Source organism: Dietzia psychralcaliphila (genome assembly GCF_003096095.1).
GTDB lineage: Bacteria > Actinomycetota > Actinomycetes > Mycobacteriales > Mycobacteriaceae > Dietzia > Dietzia psychralcaliphila.
On sequence record NZ_CP015453.1, the window covers coordinates 2678123 to 2697991 of the forward strand.

The window sequence follows — 19869 nt, forward strand, 5'->3', positions numbered from 1 at the left end:
CTCGTTCGGTTCTACCACGACCTCCCGGAGATCACCCGCGCTGCGAGGTCCTCGGCCACCGCGAGGACCGAGTAATAGGGTCCGCACCGCGGCAGTGCAGGGAACACCGAGGCGTCCGCCACCCGCAGCCCCTCGCACCCCAGGACCCGGCCGGAGTCGTCGACCACCTCGCCGATCCGCGCCGAGCCCGACAGGTGCTGGGAGGTCGAGGGGACGGGCACCGGCCGCAGCCCACCGGCTCCCCCGGAGATCCCCAGGCGGTCCGCGACCAACCCGGCAGCCCTGTCGAGTGCGGCGGTGTCGCGGGGGTCGTCGGCCAGCACCACCCGGGGACCGCCGTCCCGGAGATTCCCGCCACCCACCTCCCCACGGCCCACCTCGCCGCGGCCCACCGGGTTCATCAGGGCCACCCCGATCCGGTGCGGCTGGGGGGCGAGACCGGGGATCACCCGGTGCATCGGGACCGAGTAGGGACGCACCTCGATCTCCACGACACCCGTCGGCCCCGGCAGCGCGAGCCGGACGACGTGGGAGAGCAGGGGCGGCGCCGCACTGTGGGAAGCAGAGGCAGTGTTGGGATCGGAGGCAGGGCGTGCCCAGTCGGGCGGGAGGTCCAGCAGGACCTCGGGATGCTCCTGCGTGCTCCGCCCGACCGGGTGGCCGGAATCCGGTCCGATCCCCGAGTTCAGCAGGACGGCGGCCGTCCCGATCGACCCCGCGCACAGGATCGTCTCCCGGGCGCTGATCTCCTCGTCGTCGTCGAGCACCACGCCGTCACATCTCCGGCTGGTGCGTCCGCCGGCCCACCGGAGTTCACGGACCGTCGCGCCCGTCACCACCCGCACTCCCGCGCCGGCGGGGTCCCAGGCGTCGAAGGCGGTGACGCGTCGCCCGTCCCGCCGCGCCTGGGCGATGGCGGACACCCGGCCGGGGAACGCCTCGGCCACGCGCGCGGCGACCGGGCCGGCGGGGACGAGTCGTGGCCGCAGTCGTTCCGCAGCCCTGGCGAGCCCCACCGCGTACCGGCGGGGCCAGTCCGGGCCCCACTCGACGAGGTCGGAGGGCCGGGCCGGGGTGCAGTACCCGCCGTTGACCGCGCCCGACCCGCCGAGGGTCCGGCCCCGTGGCAGCTCCACCTCGGTGCGCCCGATCGTGGCACTTCCGAGTACCGCGCGGTGCCGGGTGATCACCTGCGACCCGGGTCCTATGTCGAGCACGCCGGCGCGGGTGGGCGCCCGCTCGGAGCCCGCCTCGAGCAAGATCACGTCCAGCCCCGACTCGGCCAGGCGGCGGGACATCACGCATCCGGCGGGCCCCGCGCCGATCACCACCACGTCTGCGGCGTGCACCCCTGGAGGCCTCACCGCGTGAGTTCCGGCCGCAGGGCCCCCACCGAACGGGCGGCCCACGCCGAGCGCCACACGCCCACGCCGTAGGCCACGTCGTCCAGGCGGTGCAGGACCACGTGCCCGAGCGGCTCGTCGACCGGCCACCTGCCCGGCTCGCGGGCGGACCACCAGTGCCACAGGCCCTCGGCCACCGCCGCCACCGCGACCCGCCGGCGCAGGCCCCGCACCAGGGGCGAGTGCGAGCGCGCCGTGGCGATCAGGGCCACGGCGGTCAGCGGCCAGTAGGGGCGCAGCAGGGCCTCGGGAAGCTGCCGGATCGAGGCCACGGATCCCCGGATGACCAGCTCGGCCGCGGCCCGGTCGTGGCCGGTCAGCGCCCGGGTCCGGTGCCACGCACGCGCTGTCGCACCGGCCGCCACGAGCAGTCCGCCGGGTGTTCCGCTCCAGAACCCCAGGGCCACCGCGAGCGACCACGGCGCGGCCACCGCCGGTGCGACCGCGGCGCCGTGCCGGTGAGCCAGCGGGGCCGCTCCGGTGCCGTAGAACGCACGCCGACCCAACAGGGGCGCCACGGTGGTGCGGTGCCGGTGGGCCACCAGGGCGGCGGGTTCGTAGCGGATCACGGCGCCCGCCCGGTCGGTGCGCCAACACAGGTCCACGTCCTCGGCCACGCGCAACTGCTCGTCGAACGGGCCCTGCCCGGCGCCGTCGGGAACCGGGGGCAGCCGGTCGGGTCGCACCGCCAGGGCCGCGCTGGGGACGTACGCCACGCGTGTCCGCGGCCGCACCCGCGCCGGTTCGGGCCCCATGTCCAGGGCGGAGCGGGCCGTCTCGTAGCCGCGGACCCAGAGCCTGCCCGGATCGGCGGCCACGATCCGGGGCGCGACCGCCGCCACGCGCGGATCGTCGAGGTGTCCCAGCAGGGGGCCGAGCCAGCCGGGGCGCGGGATCACGTCGGCGTCCAGGTACACCACCACCTCGGCGCCCCCGGACAGCGCGGCGGCCGTGCCGGTGTTGCGCGCCGCGGCCGGGCCGCGCGAGTGCTCGTGCCGCACGACGCGGATCGCGCCGGCGGGTGGGGACTGGGCGGGTGGGGGCTGGGTGGGTGGGGGCTGGGTGGGCAGAGACGGTGCTGCCAGGGGAACCGTCGAACCGTCGTCGACGACGACGACCCGCAGTCCCCTCGCGAGCTCGGATCCCAGGGCGTCCACGACCGCGGCGACTCCGGCCGCGTCGTCGTGGACGGGGATCACCACGGCCACGGCCTCCAACACGCGCGCGTCGGGTCCGCTGACGTCCGGGTGGGCCATCCCGCGGTCGGTGAGCGCGCGCCCCAACGCGGCACCGGCGGGGGTCTCGGTGGAGACCGCCTCGCCGTCGAGCAGCGGCGCCACCGCCGGCGACGGCGTCACCAGGGTGACCGGGTCCCCACCCAGGACCCGGACCACTCCCCCGCGGCGCAGCACCCGGGTGCGCCGGTCCAGGACGACGCGAGTAGCGCCGTGCGGGGCGGTCACCTGAGCATCCCGTCGGCTTTGCCCGGAGCCCAGCGGGCGAGTCGGCCGCGGGCGTCGGCCACGAGTTCCTCCCACAGTCGGAGGCCCTCGGCCGTGGTGGCGGTGGTGGGGTCACCGAGCACCCCGGAGGGGCTCACCGCGGCCACGCCGCCGTCGCGCAGGGCGGGCAGGATCTCCGGCAACGGTCGGGTGCACCCGGGCACCGCGCGGTCCATGCGGACCAGGTCGGGATGCAGATGGAGCATGAGCGAGGTCTCGGCGTGTCCTGCGTGGGTGTCGGCCGGATCCACGGACGTCCGGCACGGCAGCCAGGCGGCGTCACGGCCCTCGTAGCGCAGCAGCGGGATCGCCTGACGCAGCGCGTCGACGTTGCCGCCGTGGCCGTTGACCACCACGAACCGGGTGGCCCAGGTGGACACCGACCTGCCGAGCTCGATCAGCGTCTGCACCAGCACTTCGGTGCCCATGGACACCGTGCCGGGGAACGACTGGTGCTCCCCGCTCGCGCCGTACGCGAGAGCGGGGAGCACGTGGACGTCGGCGGCCGTGAGGACGTCCGCGGTGGCGGTGGCCAGCAGCGTGTCCGTCTGGGTGGGCAGGTGCGCGCCGTGTTGCTCGGTGGCGCCGAGCGGCAGCACCGCCAGGACGGGCTCGATGGTCAGACCTTGATCGCGCCCATGTCGACGGTGAAGGTCGACGCGGTGATGGTGCGGGAGGCGTCCGAGGCCAGGAACAGGACGGAGTCGGAGATGTCGTCCGTCGTGGCCATGCCCATGCCCAGGATCGGCGTGAAGTGCGGGAGGAACTGGGGCATGTTGGTGAAGACGTCGTGGGCCGCCGGGTCGTCGGCCCCCATGGGGGTCAGCACACCGTAGGGGTGGATCGTGTTGACGCGGATCCGGTGCTCACCGAGCTCCTTGGCCGCGGTCTGCGCGAGGCCCACCACGCCGTACTTCGACGCCGAGTAGGGCGACTGGACCGGCATGGCCTTGAGCCCCGCGACGGAGCTCACCAGGACGATCGACCCGCCGTTGTCCGCCGCGAGCATGTGCGGGATGGTGGCCTTGAGGGTCTTCCAGTAGCCCGTGAGGTTGATATCGATCGTGTCCTGCCACTGCTGCTCGTCGATCTCCCAGACCTTGCCCCAGTTGCAGATGCCGGCGTTGGCGATCACCACGTCCAGACGGCCGCCGAACTGCTCGACCCCGCGGGCGACCAGGTCCTCCTGGAACGCCAGATCGCGTACGTCACCGATCTCCGCGAGAATCTCCCCGCCCTCGGCACGGACCTTCTCGACCGTCTGCGCGAGATCGTCCTCGGTGGACGGCTTGTATCCCACGTACTCCGACGGCGGGGCGCACAGGTCCATGCCGATGACCTTGGCACCCTCGCGGGCGAAGCGGATCGCGTGCTTGCGGCCCTGGCCGCGGGCGACGCCGGTGATGTAGACGACCTTGCCGTCGAAGTCTCCCATGGACTGTGGTTCCTTTTCCTCTACGGATGTAAACGGGGCGGCCCGGACGGACCGCCCCGGGGAGTCACTCTCCCAGGCGACGCATGAATCCGTCGGGGATCACGTAGTCGTCCCGGTTGAGCTCGGAGATCGAGGACTTGCTCAGGCCGATCAGGCTGGAGTCCAGACCCGAGCGCAGGATGTCCAGCACGTTCTCCACGCCGGCCTGGCCGTTGGCGCCCAGGCCCCAGAGGTAGGCGCGGCCGATCATCACCGCGCGCGCCCCGAGTGCGAGTGCCTTGGCGACGTCGGAGCCGCGGCGGACGCCGCCGTCCATCAGCACCTCGACCTGCCCGTCGACGGCGTCGACGATCGGTCCGAGGCAGCGGATCGACGCGGGCGTGCCGTCGAGGTTGTTGCCACCGTGGTTGGAGACCGAGATCGCGGCCACGCCGGCGTCGACCGCCCGCTTGGCGTCGTCGATGCGGGTGATCCCCTTGAGCATCACCGGTCCGTCGAAGTTGTCGACGACCCAGGCGATGTCCTCCCAGGTGGCCGGCGCGGTGTTCATCCACTCTCCGTAGGCGCCGAAGAAGGTGGGGCCCATCTCGCCCGGAGGGACCAGGTTGGGCGTCGTGAGGTCAGGAAAGCGCTTGTTGACGACGACGTCCCGGGCCCACTCCGCGGCCCAACGCGGGCGGACCGCGATCTCCGGCGCCAGGGTGAGCATGGCATTGACGTCGAGCTTTTCCGGGATGGACGGACTGCCCCAGTCACGTCCCATCGAGAACGACCAGTCGGTGGTGAGGATGACACCGGCGGCACCGGCGGCTTTGGCCCGGTCGAGGCGCTCCAGGACCTTCTCCTTGCCGCCCAGCCAGTACACCTGGAAGAAGGTCTGCGGGTTTGCCGCGATCACCTCTTCGATGGGCTTGGAGGCGAACGAGGACAGCCCCATCGCGGTGCCGCGCGCGGCGGCGGCGCGGGCCACGTCGACCTCCCCGTCCGGGGTCACGGCCTGGACACCGGTCGGCGAGATCATGACAGGCAAGCTGATCGGCTGACCCATCACCGTGGTGGCCATGTCGCGCTCGGCCTTGGCGCCGATCACGTGCGGCTTGGGACCCAGCTCGGCGAACGCGGCCGTGTTGTCGTCGATCGTCACGCCCTCTTCACTGCCGGCCACCAGCGCCATGTAGACGCTCCGGGGCAGCTTCTTCTTGGCGCGGCGCTGGGCCTCGGCGACCGACTCGAACCAGGGGTTGCGGCGCCAGGGGTTGGCCTCGGCGATCTTGGACAGACGGGACACGTCAGGTGCCTCCTTGTAGGGGATGCGGGGCTGGGGAGTTCGGGGCTCAGGGGGGTTCGGCCGGTCGCCTCAGACCGGGGACTCGTCGCACAGGCTGGTGGGCCTGCGCGGCGGGGTGGTGACGAGGGTCAGCGGGACCGGGCCGGTGGGCTGCTTGCGCGCCGCCAGACCCTTGACCCGGGAGTGGTCCTGTGACGGCGAGGGGATGCTGCGCTCGGCTGCGAGCAGTCCCTCGCCGTACCCCTGGACGCACTCCGGGTCCGGCCCGTCCATGGGCAGGCCGGTGAAGAACTTGGCCGCCATGCACCCACCGCGGCAGCTGTCGTAGAAGTTGCAGGACGCGCACGCCCCGGCCGACTGGGGCTCTCGCAGCTCGCGGAAGAGCTCCGAGGTCTGCCAGACGCTCTCGAAGCCGCCGTCGGAGACGATGTTGCCGGCGAGGAACTCCTCGTGGATCGCGAACGGGCAGGCGTAGACGTCGCCGATAGGGTCGATGAGGCACACCACGCGGCCCGCTCCGCAGAGGTTGAGGCCGGGCAGCGATCCCTGGCCGTCGCCGAAGGCAGACAGGTGGAAGAAGCTGTCACCGGTCAGGACGTTCGAGCCGTGCTCGACCAGCCAGTCGTAGAGGTCCTTCTGCTGCTCGGGGAGCGGGTGGAGGTCGTCCCACACGTCCGCGCCGCGGCCCGAGGGCCGCAGTCGGGTGATGCGCAGGGTCGCGTCGTACTTGTCTGCCAGGGCCTTGAACTCGTCCAGCTGGGTGACGTTCTCGCGCGTGACCACCACGGAGATCTTGGCGTCGGTGAAGCCGGCGTTCTTGAGGTTCTCCAGTGCACGGACCGCCATGTCGAACGAGCCCGGGCCGCGGACCGCGTCGTTGACCTCGGCCGTGGCACCGTCGATGGAGATCTGCACGTCCACGTAGTCGCTGGCGGCCAGGCGCTGCGCCACCTTCTCGTCGATGCGCACGCCGTTGGTGGAGAACTTGACGCCCACCTGGTGGCTGGTCGCGTAGTCGACGAGCTCCCAGAAGTCGGGGCGGACGGTGGGCTCGCCGCCGCCGATGTTGACGTAGAAGACCTGCATCTTCTGCAGCTCGTCGATGATCGCCTTGCACTGCTCGGTGCTGAGCTCCCGGGGGTCGCGCTTGCCCGACGAGCTCAGGCAGTGCACGCAGGCCAGGTTGCAGGCGTAGGTGAGCTCCCAGGTCAGGCAGATGGGGGCGTCGAGTCCGCGCTCGAACTGGTCCACGAGCCGGCCGACGGGGGCGGGGGCGGTACTGGTCGACGCTGTAGTGGTCGACGCTGTGTCCGGGCGGCTGAGCGTGCTGGTCATGAGGTCTCCTCGATCATGCGCGAGGCGGCGAGCTGGCCGAGCGCGTGCAGGTACAGGCGGGCGGTCCCGGGGTCGTCGATCGGCACACCCGCTACGGCGCACGCGGCGCGGGCGGTGGGGTGGTCAGCAAGGATGCGGACCACCTCGACGATGGTCGGCGACTTGAGAAAGCTGAGCTTGCGGGTGTGGAAGTGGTAGAGCAGGGCCCCGAACGGCTCGGGGCGCAGTGCAACTCCGGGGTGCAGGCGCCAGCCGGCGTCGAGATCGAAGGCCGCGGTCGCGGTGTCGTGCCCGGCGCCGGCCGGCGCTGCTGCGGAGGTCATCTCAGTAGACCCCGCACATACCGTCGATCGAGACCTCCTCGATGAGGGCCTCCTCCAGCACTACGTCGGTGTTCTGGGTGTTCTCCACGGCAGTTCCTCTCTTCAGACCTGATGGACGTCTCACCTCTCGGGGTGAGACCTGCATCATATTGGCACCTAGTGCCAATTGCAATGGTCTATGCACAGTTCATGTCCGGGGTGGCTCTAGGCTTGTCGATCATGGGAATGACGGAGTCGGACGACAGTCGCGTCCCGGGGCGACGACCGTCCACGACGCGCGCCTCGATCGTGGCGGTGGCGTTGAGGCTGTTCGCGCGCCAGGGATACGACGCGACCAGCGTCGACGAGATCGCCGAGGCCGCGCACATCTCCCGGCGGACCCTCTTCCGATACTTCCCGGGGAAGGCGGCGATCGCGTGGGGCGAGTTCGACGTGCAGATGGACGGGATGCGGCGACAGCTGGCCGAGATCCCCGGCGCGACCCCGCTCCGGGACGCGCTGGCGGACTCGCTCGTCGCGTTCAACACCTTCCCGGACTCCGAGACGCAGGTGCACCGCCTGCGGATGGGCCTCCTGCTCGGAGTGGACGAACTCCAGGCCCATTCGACACTGATGTACGCGGACTGGCGGCGGGCCGTCGCCGAGTTCGTGGCCGCCCGTCGCGGGGAGACCGTGCACGACCTGATCCCGGCCGCCACGGCTCACGCCGCGCTCGGGATCGCCCTCTCGGCGTACCGGCGGTGGGTCGACGAGCCCGACGCGGACCAGGCCCGGCTCCACGAACTCCTCAGACAGGGGACGTGCATCCTGGCCTGAGGCGGACGGCCGGACGGCGGCCACCGCGGTGAATCCGGTGGCGCATCTGGCGGTGAACGACACCCGGAACCTACCGGGGAGTAATATCTGCTGGATGACCGACACCACGCCCGTCCAGCCCGCCCCCACCCAGACGTTCCTCCTCTGGCAGAAGGCGACCCGGCTGCCCTTCGGCTCGCGCCTGTTCAGTGCGGCCGTGAGCCTCAAGGCCCCCTACTTCCGCACCGTCCTCCCGCACGTGGTGGACGTGCGGCCCGGACGGTGCGAGGTGCGCGGCCCGGCCTGGTGGGGCAACCGCAACCACATCGGCACCTTCCACGTGATCGCCGCCTTGAACCTGGCCGAGATGGCGATGGGCGTGCTCGCCGAGGCCACCGTGCCGGCCACCCACCGCTGGATCCCCGTGGGCATGAACGTGCGCTACCCGGCCATGTCGACCGGCGGATTGACCGTCACCGCCGAGTGGACCGAGCTCCCCGACTTCGCCAATTTCACCAGCGCACACGACGTCGAGGTCCCCCTGCGCTTCGTCGACGACGCCGGCGTCGAACCGGTGGTCGGGTCCATCACCATCCGGGTCTCCCCCAAGAAGAAGCGCTGACGGTCGCGGCCGCGTCAGTCGCGGGTCCGGGCGTCGAAGGCCTTGACCGCGATCGGGGCGATCACCAGGGTCAGCCCCACGATCCACAGCACTGACGCGAGCACCGGGTGCTGCAGCGGCAGTGCGGCGTCCGGGCCCACGGCGGGGGCGTTGCCCCAGAGCTCACGCATCGCCTGGACGACCGAGGCCAGCGGGTTCCACTCGGCGACCGGCCGCAGCCACGACGGCATCGACTCCGGGGGCGCGAAGGTGTTGGCGAGGAACGTGATGGGGAAGATCGTGGTGAACATGACACCGTTGACCGCCTCGATCGTCTTGAGCCGGGAGCCCACGACGATCCCGATCCAGATCATGACGAACCCGAAGCCCAGCAGGATCAGGTAGCCCAGCACGGCGTCGACGATCCCGCTCCGGATCCGCCACCCCACGACGAGGCCCGTCAGCGACATGACCACCACGCCGATGGAGGAGTGGATGAGGCTGGACGCGCTGCGCGCGATGAGGATCGACGCACGCTGGATGGGCAGGGTCCGGAAGCGGTCGATGATCCCCTTGTTGAGGTCGTTGCACAGTCCCGCGGCCACGACGAACGAGGAGAACGCCATGGTCTGGGCCATGATCCCCGGGAGCAGCCACTCGCGGTAGTTCACGCCGCCGGCCACCGCGATCGCGCCGCCGAAGACGAAGGCGAACAGCAGGACGAACATCACCGGCTGGATGGTGACGTCCGCGAGGTTCTCCGGCTGGCGGCGGATGTGGAAGAGGTTGCGGCGCACCAGCGCGGAGATCTGTCGGCTCAGCGGCGGACCCTCGTGACGGACCGGCATCGCGAACCGCTCGTGGGTGGCCGAGGTGTGGGTGGGGTCGGCGACGGTGCTCATACCCGGTTCTCCTGTTCGATGGTGTCGGCGTCCACGGTGTCCACTGTCTCCTCGGCTCTGCGTCCGGTGAGGGACAGGAAGACGTCGTCCAGGCTGGGGCGCTGCAGGCCGATGTCGTCGAGTTCGATGCCGGCGTCGGTGAACGCGGTGGCGATCCCCGCCAGCGCGGAGACCCCCTCCGACGGCGCGGTGAGCCGGCGCGCGTCGCGGTCGACGTGCAGTTCCCCGATCCGGCCGTCCAGGACGCGGACGGCCTCGTCGACGTCGTCCGGTCGGGAGACGGTGATGACCAGGCTGGCCGCACCGGATCGGTCCTTGAGCTGCAACGGGGTTCCCTCGGCGATGACGCTGCCGTGATCGATCACGATCACCCGGTCGGCCAGCTGATCGGCCTCGTCGAGGTACTGGGTGGTGAGCAGCAATGTGGTGCCGTCGCGGACGAGGTCGCGCAGGACATCCCAGAGCTCGTTGCGCGAGCGGGGGTCCAGACCTGTGGTGGGCTCGTCGAGGAACAGCACGGGCGGGGCCGCGACCAGGCTCGCCGCCAGATCGAGCCGGCGCCGCATACCCCCGGAGTAGCTCTTGGCGACCTTGGTCGCGGCGTCGGCGAGGGAGAACTTCTCCAGTAGCTCGTCGGCGCGAGTCTTGACCATCTTCTTGGGCAGGCCGTAGAGGTCCCCGATGAGGCGGAGGTTCTCGCGCCCGGTGAGCAGCTCGTCGACCGTGGCCGCCTGCGCGGTCAACCCCATGGCCTTGCGCACCTCGGCCGGTGCACCCATCACGTCGTGTCCGGCGACGCGCGCGGTGCCGGAGGTGGGCGGGCTCAGGGTCGTCATCATGCGGATGGTGGTGGTCTTGCCGGACCCGTTGGGTCCGAGCAGACCGAGAACCGATCCGGTGGGGACGGAGAAGGAGATGTCATCGACGGCGGTGAAGTCGCCGAACTTTTTGACGAGGTGTTCCGCCTCGATCGCCGGGGCGTCGGACGCCAGTCTGGTACTCACTCGGAAAGAGTGCCGCGCCGGGAAACGGTAGTCAATACGCAGGTCCGCCAATGAGGACCGATCGCGTCCTATGGCTTGCTGGTCACCGTGTGGAACGCCACGACCGGGGCAACGTATCGTGGGGAGGTTGCCGCGCGACGTCTCGCGTCCCGCGGCGAACCGTCTCTCGAACAAAGGATGACCGGTAACCATGAACCCCATGTCGACCATCCCGCCGACGATCGCCCGTTCGTGGCTGCTCCTGCCTGCCGACAAGTCCGAGCGCTTCGACGCGGCCGTGGCCTCCGAGATGGACGTCGTGGTCCTGGACGTCGAGGACGGGTGCCGCCAGTCGGAGAAGGAACGCGCTCGTCGTGAGGTCCGCCAGTGGCTCGAGGCCGGAAACCACGCGTGGATCCGCATCAACGACGTCCGCTCCCCCGAGTGGGAGAAGGACCTCATGGCCCTGGGGCACTGCCCCGGCCTCGACGGCGTGATGCTGGCCAAGACGGAGAACCCGGAGCACGTCTCGCTGACGGCCGCCCGGTTGGCCGAGGACACCCCGATCGTCGCACTGGTGGAGTCCGCCGACGGTCTGGCCGCCGCCACGGAGATCGCCAAGACCGACCAGGTGGTGCGCCTGGCGTTCGGCATCGGTGACTACCGCCGCGACACCGGCATCGGCTCCTCGCAGATCGCCATGGCCTACACCCGATCGCAGTTCGTGGTGTCCAGCCGGGTCGCGCGCGTGGCCCCGCCGATCGACGGGCCCACCATCTCCAACGACACCCAGGTCCTCATGGACGCCGCCGAGCACGCGGTCGAGATGGGCATGACCGGCAAGCTGTGCCTGCGGGTGGACCAGGCCCCGTACATCAACGAGGTCCTCTCCCCTTCCGCCGCCGACGTCTCGTGGGCCGAGTCCGTGATCGACGAGCTGGGCCCCGGCGGCGAGCGCTGCCGCGACGGCGCGGACCTGCCGCGGTTGGCCCGCGCGCAGAAGATCGCGCACCTCGCGCAGGCCTACGCCGTCGCGCGCTGACCACGCTCCCCCGACAACGCGGGCCCCGGTCGTCGACTGTTCGACGGCCGGGGCCCGTGTCGTGGGTCTGGCCCAGTGAGGTGCGCTAGCGGGGTGAGTCGCCGGTGACCAGCGGGAGCTCGGGCCTACCGGCCCAGGCGGTCATGGAGCCGTCGTACACCGCGACGTCCTCGCGGCCGACGAGCGCCAGGGCGTGCGCGACCCCGGTCGCGGCGATGCCGCCGCCGCAGTAGGTCACGACGGTCCGGTCATCGTCGAGCAGTCCCGCGGCCTCGAACTCGCGGCGCAGCTCCTCGGTCGGCCGGAGGGTGCCGGTGTCGGGGTCGCGGAGCGAGAAGACCGGCAGGTTGATGCTGCCGGGGATGTGACCACGGCGGGCATAGGTGTCCACCTCGCCGCGGTAGGTGGGTTCGTCCAGCACGTTCACGAGAATGGTGTTCTCGTTGTCCAGGCTGGCCGCGATCTCTTCGGTGGAGCGGAACAGCTCGGGGCGGCGGGTGCCGGTGAAGGTGCGCGGGGTGGGTACGGGGACGACGTCGGTGACCTGGTGGCCGGCGGCCTTCCAGGCCGGGAGGCCGCCGTCGAGCACCGTGACGTTCTCGAAGCCCTCGTAGCGCAGATGCCACCAGAAGCGGGTGGCCCAGAAGCCGTCGTGCTGGTCGTAGACGACCACCGTCGCGCCGTCGCCGATGCCGAGGGCGCCGGCGGCCGCGGCGAACCGCTCGTGGTCCGGCGCGGTCCAGGGCTCGGGGCTGTCCGGGTCGGCAAAGGCCACGAGGAGGTCCGCGAAGAGCGCGCCGGGGATGTGTTCCGGCCGGTAGGTCTCTGCGCCCGACTCCGGGACGTAGGGGCCGTCGGTGGGGACGGGGAGGTGGTTGGTGGCGTCGACGACGACGAGGTCGGCGTCGTCGAGGTGCTGGTGCAGCCACTCGACGTCGACCTGCGAAGGCAGAGGGGGTGCCATGAGGGCCCTTTCAAGGTTGGTGATGAGTCACCTTCCAAGTGTAGCGACGCGCACTGACGGGGCAACGGATCGCATCTGGGTGATCCGAAGGGTGGCGCTGCCCCGGCCCTCTCGTGTACCGGGGCCGGGGCGCAATTCCGGTCAGTGCACTCGCTGGAGTCGCACGTTCGAGAACTCGCCGAGGCCCCAGCGGCCCAGCTCACGGCCGTAGCCCGAGCGCTTGACGCCGCCGAAGGGCAAGCCGGCCATGGTCGTCCCGTGCTCGTTGACGTAGGCCATCCCCACCTCGAGCCGCTCGGCCACCTCGGAGGCCTTGTCGGTGTCGGTCCCCCACACCGAGCCGGACAGGCCGAAGGGGGTGTCGTTGGCGATCCGCACGGCCTCGTCGACGGAGTCGTAGCCGTACACCATCGCCACGGGGCCGAAGATCTCCTCGGTGTAGGCGTCCATCTCCGGGGTGATGCCGGTGAGGACGGTGGGCTCCATGAACGCTCCCGGCCGGTCGATCGCGCGGCCGCCGGTCACCAGGATCGCGCCCTGCTCGACGGCGCGCTCGATCTGCTCGACCACCCCGTCGCGGGCCCCCTCGGAGGACAGCGGTCCGAGTTCGGTGCCCTCGTCGGCAGCCGGGCCGACCTGCAGCCCCTCGTACAGGTCCCGCAGCTTGCCCACGAACTCGTCCTTCTGGTCCGCCGGGACGAACATCCGCTTCGGTGAGTTGCAGGCCTGGCCGCAGTTGGACAGTCGCGCCTTGCCGACGGTCTCCACCAACTCGTCGAGGTCGTCGGTGTCCAGGACGATGAGCGGGTCCGAGCCGCCCAGTTCGAGCACGCTGGCGGTGAGGTTCTCCCCCGCCACCTTGGCCACGGCGGCGCCGGCGCCCTCGCTCCCGGTGAGCGAGACGCCCATGATCCTGGGGTCGGCGATCATCTCGGCGACCGTGTCGCTGGAGGCGTAGACGTTGACGTAGGCGTCCTCCGGCAGCCCGGCCGCTCGCTGCACCTTCTCTATGGCCGCGGAGGAGCGCGCGCAGATGCTGGCGTGCTTGAGCACGATGGTGTTGCCCAGCAGCAGGTTAGGGGCCGCGAAGCGGGCCACCTGGTAGTAGGGGTAGTTCCACGGCATCACGCCGACCAGAGGTCCGACCGGTTCGGTGGTCACTCGGTTCAGGCGGGCACCCGGGACGTCCAGCGTCTCGGGCTCCAGCAGCGCGGGGCCGTGCTCTCCGTACCAGCGGTAGATCGATGCCGCGAGCTTCACCTCGCCCTCGGCCTGCGCCGAGAGCTTGCCCATCTCGGTGGTGATGGCCTTGGCCAATTCCTCCGTGTGCTCATCGAAGGCGTCTGCGATCGCCAACAGAATCCGTGCCCGCTCGGCGACGTCGGTGGCGCGCCACGAGGCGAATCCCTCGGTGACTGTCTTCAGAATCCCGTCGACGTCGTCGGTCTGGTCGTACTCGCTGTCGGTCGTTCCGGTCGACGGATCGTGGGTGACGTACATGTGGGTCCTCCCGTGGCTCGCGTCCGCCGGGTGATCGACCCGGCTCTTCGTCCGACGGTAGGACAGCCTTCCCTCGCCTGCATCCGGTCGGGCCCCGTGACCGCGCGGGGCCCGGTCAGCGCGCTGACGGCGACCGGGCCCCAGCGCCGCTGTGTGGTCGGTCAGCACGGGGTGTTCATCGACCCGACGATGGAGGGTCAGCCCCACCCCTGAGCAGCGCGACGGTCGGCGTCCGCCATGCCCTGGTTGCCCTGACTCGCAGCGCGCGAGATCTCCGCGAGCATCGCCTGCAGAGCGGCGGCGGCCTGGTCCCAGTCGTTCTGGTGGGCCTGATAGGCGACGGCGGCATCGCCCTCCCATTCGGCGACCAGCGGCGCGAGGTAGGCCCTGAGGTCGTCGAGGGTGGTTCGAAGCGCGGTGGACGCCGAACCGACCTGGCCGACGAGCGACTCGATCGGACCGTGGTTGTAGGTGATCTGCCCTGAGGTCATGAGAATTCTCCCGGTGTGAGGTGGGTGGTCAGATGTTCAGTGGACCGGAGGCACCGACCCTGCTGATCGCCTGTGCGGAATCCTGGTCGGCCGCGTCGAAGGAAGTGCTGTTGGTCCGCATGGTCTCCGATATCCCTGCCAGGGCGGTGTTGAGCTTCGCGCTCTGCTGCTGCCACTCCGCCATGATCGTGGCGAATCGTGTCTGGGCCGCGCCCCGCCACACCGAGCCCCCGAGTTGCGACACCGAATCCCGAACGTTCCCGAGCAGTCGATCGATCTCCGTGTTCACGTCGTCGACCCGCCTGGCTGCGGTGTCCATGGTCCCGATGTGGGTGTTGAAGCCGGCCATCTCGTCCTCCCCTAGTCGTCCTGCGGATCCTTCTTGGGTCCGTCACAGTGTTCGACGTACCCGGGGCCGAGTTCGGTTCCACCCGCTACGGGGAACTCGTGCGGTCGAGTCGGACCCCCTCGTGTAGGCGCAGGGCGACTTCTACCGGTGCGAGATCCGGTACGACGAACGAGAGCAATCGCGCCTGGTCGCAGGCGTCCACCACGCGCTCGGCGTTGCGTCCACGGGCCAGGACCTCGGTGGACCCGGTGCCCGCCTCCCGCCGCCCGCGCCGTAGAGCGGTCACGGACTCGAGCACGCGGGACACCTCGTCGTCGCGCATCGAATCCCGGCACGGGTCCCACCGGTGCACGATCGTCCGGTCGATCAGGGTCAACTCCCCACGGGTCCGTTCCACAAGACTCACCGCGGTGCGGGTGGCGCAGGCCTCCACGCATACGGCCCAGCGGGCCGAGGACGAGGGCAGCGCCTCAGCCGTCACCAGGGCGGCGCGCACGATACGTGGCGAAGCACCCAGACCCTGTGCCGCGGAGACCATTCGAGCGGTGCGGGTCGCGCCCCAGTCACTGGGGACGATGAGCACCACGCCGTCCCCTTCGCCGGCCCCGGACCACCGGAGCGCTCTGGAAATCGGTGCGGCCAGGAGTTCCGCCACGGGTACGGAGAGCCCCGCCACGTCGGTGCGATCCCGGTGAGCGCGGGCCATCGGATCGGGCAGACACCGGTCCGGGTAGCGGGTCGCGATCGTGTCGACCCGATCGGAACACTCGATCCGGTCGCCCCCCGGGGGCAGCGCGGAGCCGTCGGCCCCGGCGAGAACAGAGGTTGGCGCGACCACCGGGGAGAGCACAGCCGACGCCGACGCCGACGCCACCGACAGCCCGGAGCAGGAGAGGTCGACCGCGACGGTCGTTCCGGCGTCGGTCACGGTTCCGCCAGCGCGGTCTGGACCAGCCTCACGCCACCACTTCGGGTGACCAAACGGCCACGGCCTGCGGGCAGGGGTGCAGGACGCACACCTCCCAGTAGCGGCCCCTCCTCCCGGCTCCCGGACATGATGAGGCCGGCGCCGCCCAGATCCCGGATCCTCCCCACGAAGGAGTCATACAGCGCCCGCGAGGATCCCGCACTTCTTCGCGCGAGTACCACCGAGAGCCCTATGTCGCGGGCGTGCGGGAGGAACCGGGTCAACGGGGCCAGCGGGTTACCCGCACCGGTGACGACCAGGTCGAGGTCGTCGACGACGAGGTGGATCCGTGGACCGCTCCACCACGAGCGGGCGCGCAGTTCGTCCGGTGTGACATCGGCGCCGGGCATCCGGTCCTCGAGTATCCGGACCAGGTGCTCGACCATCGGCACCAACGCTGTCTCGGTGGCGGCGTAGCCCGCGAGGTGGTCCCCCTCGACCTCGCCGAGCATGGTGCGCCGGTAGTCCACCACGATGATCTTGGCCGCCTGCGCCGTGTTCCCGGCGACCAGGCCGCGGGTGACAGCTCGCAGCACCGAGGACTTGCCGCATTCGGAGTCGCCGAGCACAAGCATCAGCGGGTCGGTCTCGAGGTCCGCGTAGACAACCTTGAGGTCGGATTCATCCACGCCGAGGGGAACCCGGGTGCGAGTGCCGTCCGGGCCAGGCCGGGCCAGACTCGCGAGCTGGGAGTACGGCAGAACCTCCGGGAGCAAACGGACCGGCGCCGCACTGATCGCGCCCACCAGTGCCCGCCACCGCTGCGCCAGATGTTGGGAGGCCGAGGCGGTGGCGTCGGCTATGCCCTCCGGGTCGACGCGTCCGTCGAGTCGGGGCTGGTAGACGAGCATGTGGTGACGTTCACGGGTCAACCCCCGGCCGGGCGCGGCGGGGACGGTCATCGCCGCTCGGCGGTCGATCATCGAGTCCGTGGGATCACCCAGCCGGAGTTCGACGCGGGTGCCGAGTGCGTCCCGCAGCGCTGGCCGCAGGTCGGCCCAGCGGGCTGCCGACAGGACAACGTGGACACCGTAGGACAGTCCGTCCGCGGCCAGCCCCAGCACGAGTTGCTCCAGGTCCTCGAACTCCGTCCGGAACGCCTGCCAGCCGTCGATCACCAACAGGATGTCGGGGTACTCCGCGACCGGACGGCCGTCGCGCCCGGTCAGCCTGCGTCGGGCCTGGTCGACGGAGGTCACGCCCTGGTCGCGGAATGCCGATTCCCGGCGCTTGAGTTCGACGACCACCTCCGCGACCGTGCGTCGGATCCTCTCCTCCTCGCCGCGCCGTGCGACGCCCCCGACGTGCGGGAGAACGGACACGGACTGCAGCAGCCCGCCGCCGAGGTCCACGACGTACACCGAGAGCCGGTCGGGCCCGGTGGTCGCCGCAGCGGACAACACCAGGGTGCACAGAGTGGTCGACTTGCCCGATCTCGTCCCACCGACAACCGCTACGTTGCCGTCCGCCCCGGACAGGTCGACGACCCAGGCGGCCCGCCGCTGTTCGAATGGCAGGTCCACCTCGGCGATCGGGAACCGCCAGGTCGGCGGCCGGCCACCATCGGAGACCGACGGTTCGCTACCGACTGCCACGTCCAGCGGCGCTCCGATCCCCAGAGGTGGGAGCCAGACCTCGTGCGCGGGTCTGCCGTGTCCGGCGAGACGGCCCACGAGGACGTCGAGAAGGCTGGCACTCTCGTCCTGGACCTCCGGGGCGGCGTGGGCCTGGTCGCGTCGGTCGGCGAGATCGTCCATGACCTCGGTGGCGGGCGCGGCTACCGGCATGTACCAGGAGGAGAAGGGTCGCACTGTGGCCCGGGCGGCCGGGGCGACGACAGAGGAGCCGTCCACTCGACGATCTTCCAGGTGTGGGCCCGAGACGTAGGCGGCGTCGAAGCGCACGGGCTCGCCTGAGTCGACCTTCAGGAAGCCGGCGCCCGGCGTGGCGGGCAGGTGGTACGCATCGGTCACTCCGAGGACGGTGCGCGACTCCGTGGCGGAGAAGGTCTTGAGTGCGATCCGGTAGGACAGGTGACTGTCGAGACCACGAAGCCGCCCTTCCTCCAATCGCTGCGACGCCAGCAGGAGGTGGATGTGCAGACTCCGCCCGAGGCGGCCGATCGTGAGGAAGAGCTCGGCGAACTCGGGTTTGGAGGACAGTAGTTCGGAGAACTCGTCGACCACGATCACCAGCGCGGGCAACGGGTCGAGGCGAGCCCCCTTGGCCCGCGCCGCCTCGTAGTCGCCGACGCCAGCGAAGTTCCCCGCGGCGCGCAGCACCTCCTGACGCCGGTTGAGTTCGCCCTCGAGCGCGTCCCGCATGCGGTCGACCATGGTGATCTCGGCCTGGAGGTTGGTGATGACGGCCGATACGTGGGACAGCGACTCGAGTCCCAGGAAGGTGGCTCCGCCCTTGAAGTCCACCAGGACCAGGTTGAGCGCATCCGGGTCGTGCGTGGCGACCAGGCCCAGGACGAGGGTGCGCAGGAACTCGGACTTGCCGGAGCCGGTCGCCCCGATACACAGGCCATGCGGGCCCATACCACCGTGGGCGGATTCCTTGAGGTCCAGCGCCACGGGGGCGCCATCCGGGCTCACCCCCACAGGCACGCGTAGGCGGTCGCGTTCACCGCGACGTCGCCACGCCACCGCCGGGTCGACGCGGGTGGCCATCCCGATCCCCAGCAGGTCGGGCAGACCCGGGGCACGCCGGGTGGAAGTGGAACCGTCGGGGTTGGTCACCGTGTCTGCGGGGCGGTAGCGCGAGAGCGCCATGGCGAGCCGCTCCGCCTCCGGCGGGCTCATGGAATCGGCCCGCGCGATCTCCTCATCGCCGGACTCGGTCAGTACCGAAGCCCTGCCGTCGTCGTCGATCCGGACGCACAATCCGAGCCTCGACGCGAGGTCGCGCAGCTGCCCTGCGCGACTGCCGGATACCTCGAGGACTGTCACTCCATCCAGTCCGTCTTCCGCGACCAGACGCTCGGCGCCGGTGACCCCCACGCCGTCCACGATGACGACGAGGTGAGGTACTCCCGGGCGGATCGGCGCGCTCGGGTGGAAAACGGGCCGCTCCGCGATGTCCTCGGCGAGCATCGACTCCACCCCGGCGAGCGAGAACTCGGTGAGTCTCACCCGTCCGCCACCGTCCGTGTACGTCGGGTGCTCGTGGTGCGGGAGCCACTTGAGCCATTCCCACGCCCGACGCGCGTGCCCCTCGCTCGCGGCGACTGCGACGCGGACCCGGTCGGGCCCGTGGGAGACGACGAGTCCCGCGATCACGGCTCTGACCGCTGAACGCACCACGTCCACATCACCGTCCAGGGAGATCGCGGCGAACGCCCGCAACTCGAGCGCGACCGGCAGGTCCTCGACGACCGAGTGCACCCGCACGAAACGCCTCATGCTCACCACCGAGACCGGCTCCAGGTCGTCGACCGGGCCGGTATCGGGCGCGGACAGCCTGGTCGACAGTGACTGCCGTCCGGGTCCCAGGCGAACGGTGAGGTGCTCCGCGTCGCCCTCGTCCCGCTCCCACATCCGCGGTGTTCCGACCAGTGCGGGCAGCTCCACCGGATCCGGGTGCCGCCACAGGGCTGCCGCCCGCTGCGCGGCCGCGGTCTCACGGACGATATCGCGGGTCTGACCCAGATATCGGAGGTAGTCCTTCCGCAGTTCGTCGGTCTCACCGGTCTTGTTCCCACCGGACAGGGTGCCCGCGAGCATCCCGACCGCGGAGACTGCCATCATCACGGGGAAGAGCATGAACATCGGATTGCGCATCATGCCGGTGCGCATCATCACCACGATCATCCCGACCACGGCGACGACCAGGACGATCGGGAGCACGATCTGGATGAGTGGACGGGGAGTCGGTCGGGGCAATCCGGGAGGGGCTTGCAGGGTCAACTCACCGTTCGACACCGCAGGGGCCTCGAGTCGCTCGGTGCGGGTGAACACCACGTCCCCCATTCGCTCACGCCTCCT

At 70.8% G+C, this 19869-nt stretch carries 19 protein-coding genes; 3 read left to right on the plus strand and 16 right to left on the minus strand.

Features of this window, described 5'->3' with window-relative positions; genetic code table 11:
- Positions 1-11: 11 nt before the first annotated feature.
- The 8 genes from mftG to mftA all read right to left on the minus strand — a co-directional run bounded on the left by mftG (position 12) and on the right by mftA (position 7374).
- Positions 12-1349 carry a mycofactocin system GMC family oxidoreductase MftG gene (mftG, locus tag A6048_RS12275; RefSeq protein ID WP_244911006.1) on the minus strand — a complete coding sequence of 446 codons (1338 nt, stop codon included), beginning with the start codon at positions 1347-1349 and terminating at the stop codon, positions 12-14.
- Between the two features lie 11 nt (positions 1350-1360).
- The gene (mftF, locus tag A6048_RS12280) at positions 1361-2866 is read right to left on the minus strand and encodes a mycofactocin biosynthesis glycosyltransferase MftF (protein ID WP_107746367.1); all 1506 of its coding nucleotides are present in this window, start codon (positions 2864-2866) and stop codon (positions 1361-1363) included.
- A complete protein-coding gene (mftE, locus tag A6048_RS12285) occupies positions 2863-3528 on the minus strand; it encodes a mycofactocin biosynthesis peptidyl-dipeptidase MftE (RefSeq protein WP_327496237.1) in 666 nt (221 codons plus the stop codon). The genes mftF and mftE overlap by 4 nt, the downstream gene beginning before the upstream one ends.
- Positions 3525-4340, minus strand: a complete 816-nt coding sequence (locus A6048_RS12290) for a mycofactocin-coupled SDR family oxidoreductase (protein ID WP_107746363.1) — start codon at positions 4338-4340, stop codon at positions 3525-3527. The genes mftE and A6048_RS12290 overlap by 4 nt, the downstream gene beginning before the upstream one ends.
- A 64-nt stretch (positions 4341-4404) precedes the next feature.
- Entirely contained in the window at positions 4405-5628 is a 1224-nt protein-coding gene (mftD, locus tag A6048_RS12295) for a pre-mycofactocin synthase MftD (protein ID WP_107746360.1), read from the minus strand.
- A 69-nt stretch (positions 5629-5697) separates the two neighbouring features.
- The gene (gene mftC / locus A6048_RS12300; protein ID WP_107746358.1) at positions 5698-6963 is read right to left on the minus strand and encodes a mycofactocin radical SAM maturase; all 1266 of its coding nucleotides are present in this window, start codon (positions 6961-6963) and stop codon (positions 5698-5700) included.
- Positions 6960-7286, minus strand: coding sequence for a mycofactocin biosynthesis chaperone MftB (gene mftB / locus A6048_RS12305; protein ID WP_107746356.1), 327 nt, complete (start codon positions 7284-7286; stop codon positions 6960-6962). Before mftB ends, mftC begins: the two co-directional genes overlap by 4 nt.
- A gap of 1 nt (position 7287) precedes the next feature.
- Positions 7288-7374: a mycofactocin precursor MftA gene (gene mftA, locus A6048_RS18690; RefSeq protein WP_235027612.1), complete on the minus strand. Its 87-nt coding sequence runs from the start codon at positions 7372-7374 to the stop codon at positions 7288-7290.
- A 137-nt stretch (positions 7375-7511) separates the two neighbouring features.
- On the opposite strand from mftA, the gene mftR reads away from it, so the two are divergent.
- Both mftR and A6048_RS12320 read left to right on the plus strand, forming a co-directional pair.
- Complete coding sequence (mftR, locus tag A6048_RS12315) at positions 7512-8102, plus strand: mycofactocin system transcriptional regulator (protein WP_107746354.1); 591 nt, start codon at positions 7512-7514, stop codon at positions 8100-8102.
- 94 nt (positions 8103-8196) lie between these two features.
- Positions 8197-8703 (plus strand): hotdog fold domain-containing protein, encoded by a 507-nt coding sequence (locus A6048_RS12320; protein ID WP_107746352.1) that lies wholly within the window; start codon positions 8197-8199, stop codon positions 8701-8703.
- Between the two features lie 14 nt (positions 8704-8717).
- Here A6048_RS12320 and A6048_RS12325 read toward each other — a convergent pair whose 3' ends face one another.
- Together A6048_RS12325 and A6048_RS12330 are read right to left on the minus strand one after the other, a co-directional pair.
- Entirely contained in the window at positions 8718-9584 is an 867-nt protein-coding gene (locus A6048_RS12325; RefSeq protein ID WP_107746350.1) for an ABC transporter permease, read from the minus strand.
- Positions 9581-10588: an ATP-binding cassette domain-containing protein gene (locus A6048_RS12330; RefSeq protein ID WP_107746348.1), complete on the minus strand. Its 1008-nt coding sequence runs from the start codon at positions 10586-10588 to the stop codon at positions 9581-9583. The genes A6048_RS12325 and A6048_RS12330 overlap by 4 nt, the downstream gene beginning before the upstream one ends.
- Positions 10589-10787: 199 nt before the next feature.
- Here A6048_RS12330 and A6048_RS12335 point away from each other — a divergent pair, with 199 nt between their 5' ends.
- A complete protein-coding gene (locus A6048_RS12335; RefSeq protein WP_107746657.1) occupies positions 10788-11609 on the plus strand; it encodes an HpcH/HpaI aldolase/citrate lyase family protein in 822 nt (273 codons plus the stop codon).
- Between the two features lie 85 nt (positions 11610-11694).
- Here A6048_RS12335 and A6048_RS12340 read toward each other — a convergent pair whose 3' ends face one another.
- The 6 genes from A6048_RS12340 to eccCa all read right to left on the minus strand — a co-directional run bounded on the left by A6048_RS12340 (position 11695) and on the right by eccCa (position 19854).
- The gene (locus A6048_RS12340; protein WP_107746346.1) at positions 11695-12573 is read right to left on the minus strand and encodes a sulfurtransferase; all 879 of its coding nucleotides are present in this window, start codon (positions 12571-12573) and stop codon (positions 11695-11697) included.
- A 141-nt stretch (positions 12574-12714) separates the two neighbouring features.
- The gene (locus A6048_RS12345) at positions 12715-14073 is read right to left on the minus strand and encodes an NAD-dependent succinate-semialdehyde dehydrogenase (RefSeq protein ID WP_107746344.1); all 1359 of its coding nucleotides are present in this window, start codon (positions 14071-14073) and stop codon (positions 12715-12717) included.
- Positions 14074-14270: 197 nt separating this feature from the next.
- Complete coding sequence (locus A6048_RS12350) at positions 14271-14564, minus strand: WXG100 family type VII secretion target (protein ID WP_107746342.1); 294 nt, start codon at positions 14562-14564, stop codon at positions 14271-14273.
- A gap of 28 nt (positions 14565-14592) precedes the next feature.
- A complete protein-coding gene (locus tag A6048_RS12355) occupies positions 14593-14913 on the minus strand; it encodes a WXG100 family type VII secretion target (RefSeq protein ID WP_107746340.1) in 321 nt (106 codons plus the stop codon).
- Positions 14914-14998: 85 nt separating this feature from the next.
- A complete protein-coding gene (locus A6048_RS12360) occupies positions 14999-15841 on the minus strand; it encodes a hypothetical protein (protein ID WP_107746338.1) in 843 nt (280 codons plus the stop codon).
- Complete coding sequence (gene eccCa, locus A6048_RS12365; RefSeq protein WP_107746336.1) at positions 15838-19854, minus strand: type VII secretion protein EccCa; 4017 nt, start codon at positions 19852-19854, stop codon at positions 15838-15840. Before eccCa ends, A6048_RS12360 begins: the two co-directional genes overlap by 4 nt.
- Between the last annotated feature and the right edge of the window lie 15 nt (positions 19855-19869).

What these genes read in the sequence shown, in the direction of transcription:
- mftR (WP_107746354.1), top strand. Translation starts at nt 7,512, where the DNA reads ATGACGGAGTCGGACGACAGTCGCGTCCCGGGGCGACGACCGTCCACG.
- A6048_RS12325 (WP_107746350.1), bottom strand. Translation starts at nt 9,584, where the DNA reads ATGAGCACCGTCGCCGACCCCACCCACACCTCGGCCACCCACGAGCGG.
- A6048_RS12335 (WP_107746657.1), top strand. Translation starts at nt 10,788, where the DNA reads ATGTCGACCATCCCGCCGACGATCGCCCGTTCGTGGCTGCTCCTGCCT.
- A6048_RS12290 (WP_107746363.1), bottom strand. Translation starts at nt 4,340, where the DNA reads ATGGGAGACTTCGACGGCAAGGTCGTCTACATCACCGGCGTCGCCCGC.
- A6048_RS12340 (WP_107746346.1), bottom strand. Translation starts at nt 12,573, where the DNA reads ATGGCACCCCCTCTGCCTTCGCAGGTCGACGTCGAGTGGCTGCACCAG.
- mftB (WP_107746356.1), bottom strand. Translation starts at nt 7,286, where the DNA reads ATGACCTCCGCAGCAGCGCCGGCCGGCGCCGGGCACGACACCGCGACC.
- eccCa (WP_107746336.1), bottom strand. Translation starts at nt 19,854, where the DNA reads ATGGGGGACGTGGTGTTCACCCGCACCGAGCGACTCGAGGCCCCTGCG.
- A6048_RS12345 (WP_107746344.1), bottom strand. Translation starts at nt 14,073, where the DNA reads ATGTACGTCACCCACGATCCGTCGACCGGAACGACCGACAGCGAGTAC.
- A6048_RS12350 (WP_107746342.1), bottom strand. Translation starts at nt 14,564, where the DNA reads ATGACCTCAGGGCAGATCACCTACAACCACGGTCCGATCGAGTCGCTC.
- mftC (WP_107746358.1), bottom strand. Translation starts at nt 6,963, where the DNA reads ATGACCAGCACGCTCAGCCGCCCGGACACAGCGTCGACCACTACAGCG.
- A6048_RS12355 (WP_107746340.1), bottom strand. Translation starts at nt 14,913, where the DNA reads ATGGCCGGCTTCAACACCCACATCGGGACCATGGACACCGCAGCCAGG.
- A6048_RS12320 (WP_107746352.1), top strand. Translation starts at nt 8,197, where the DNA reads ATGACCGACACCACGCCCGTCCAGCCCGCCCCCACCCAGACGTTCCTC.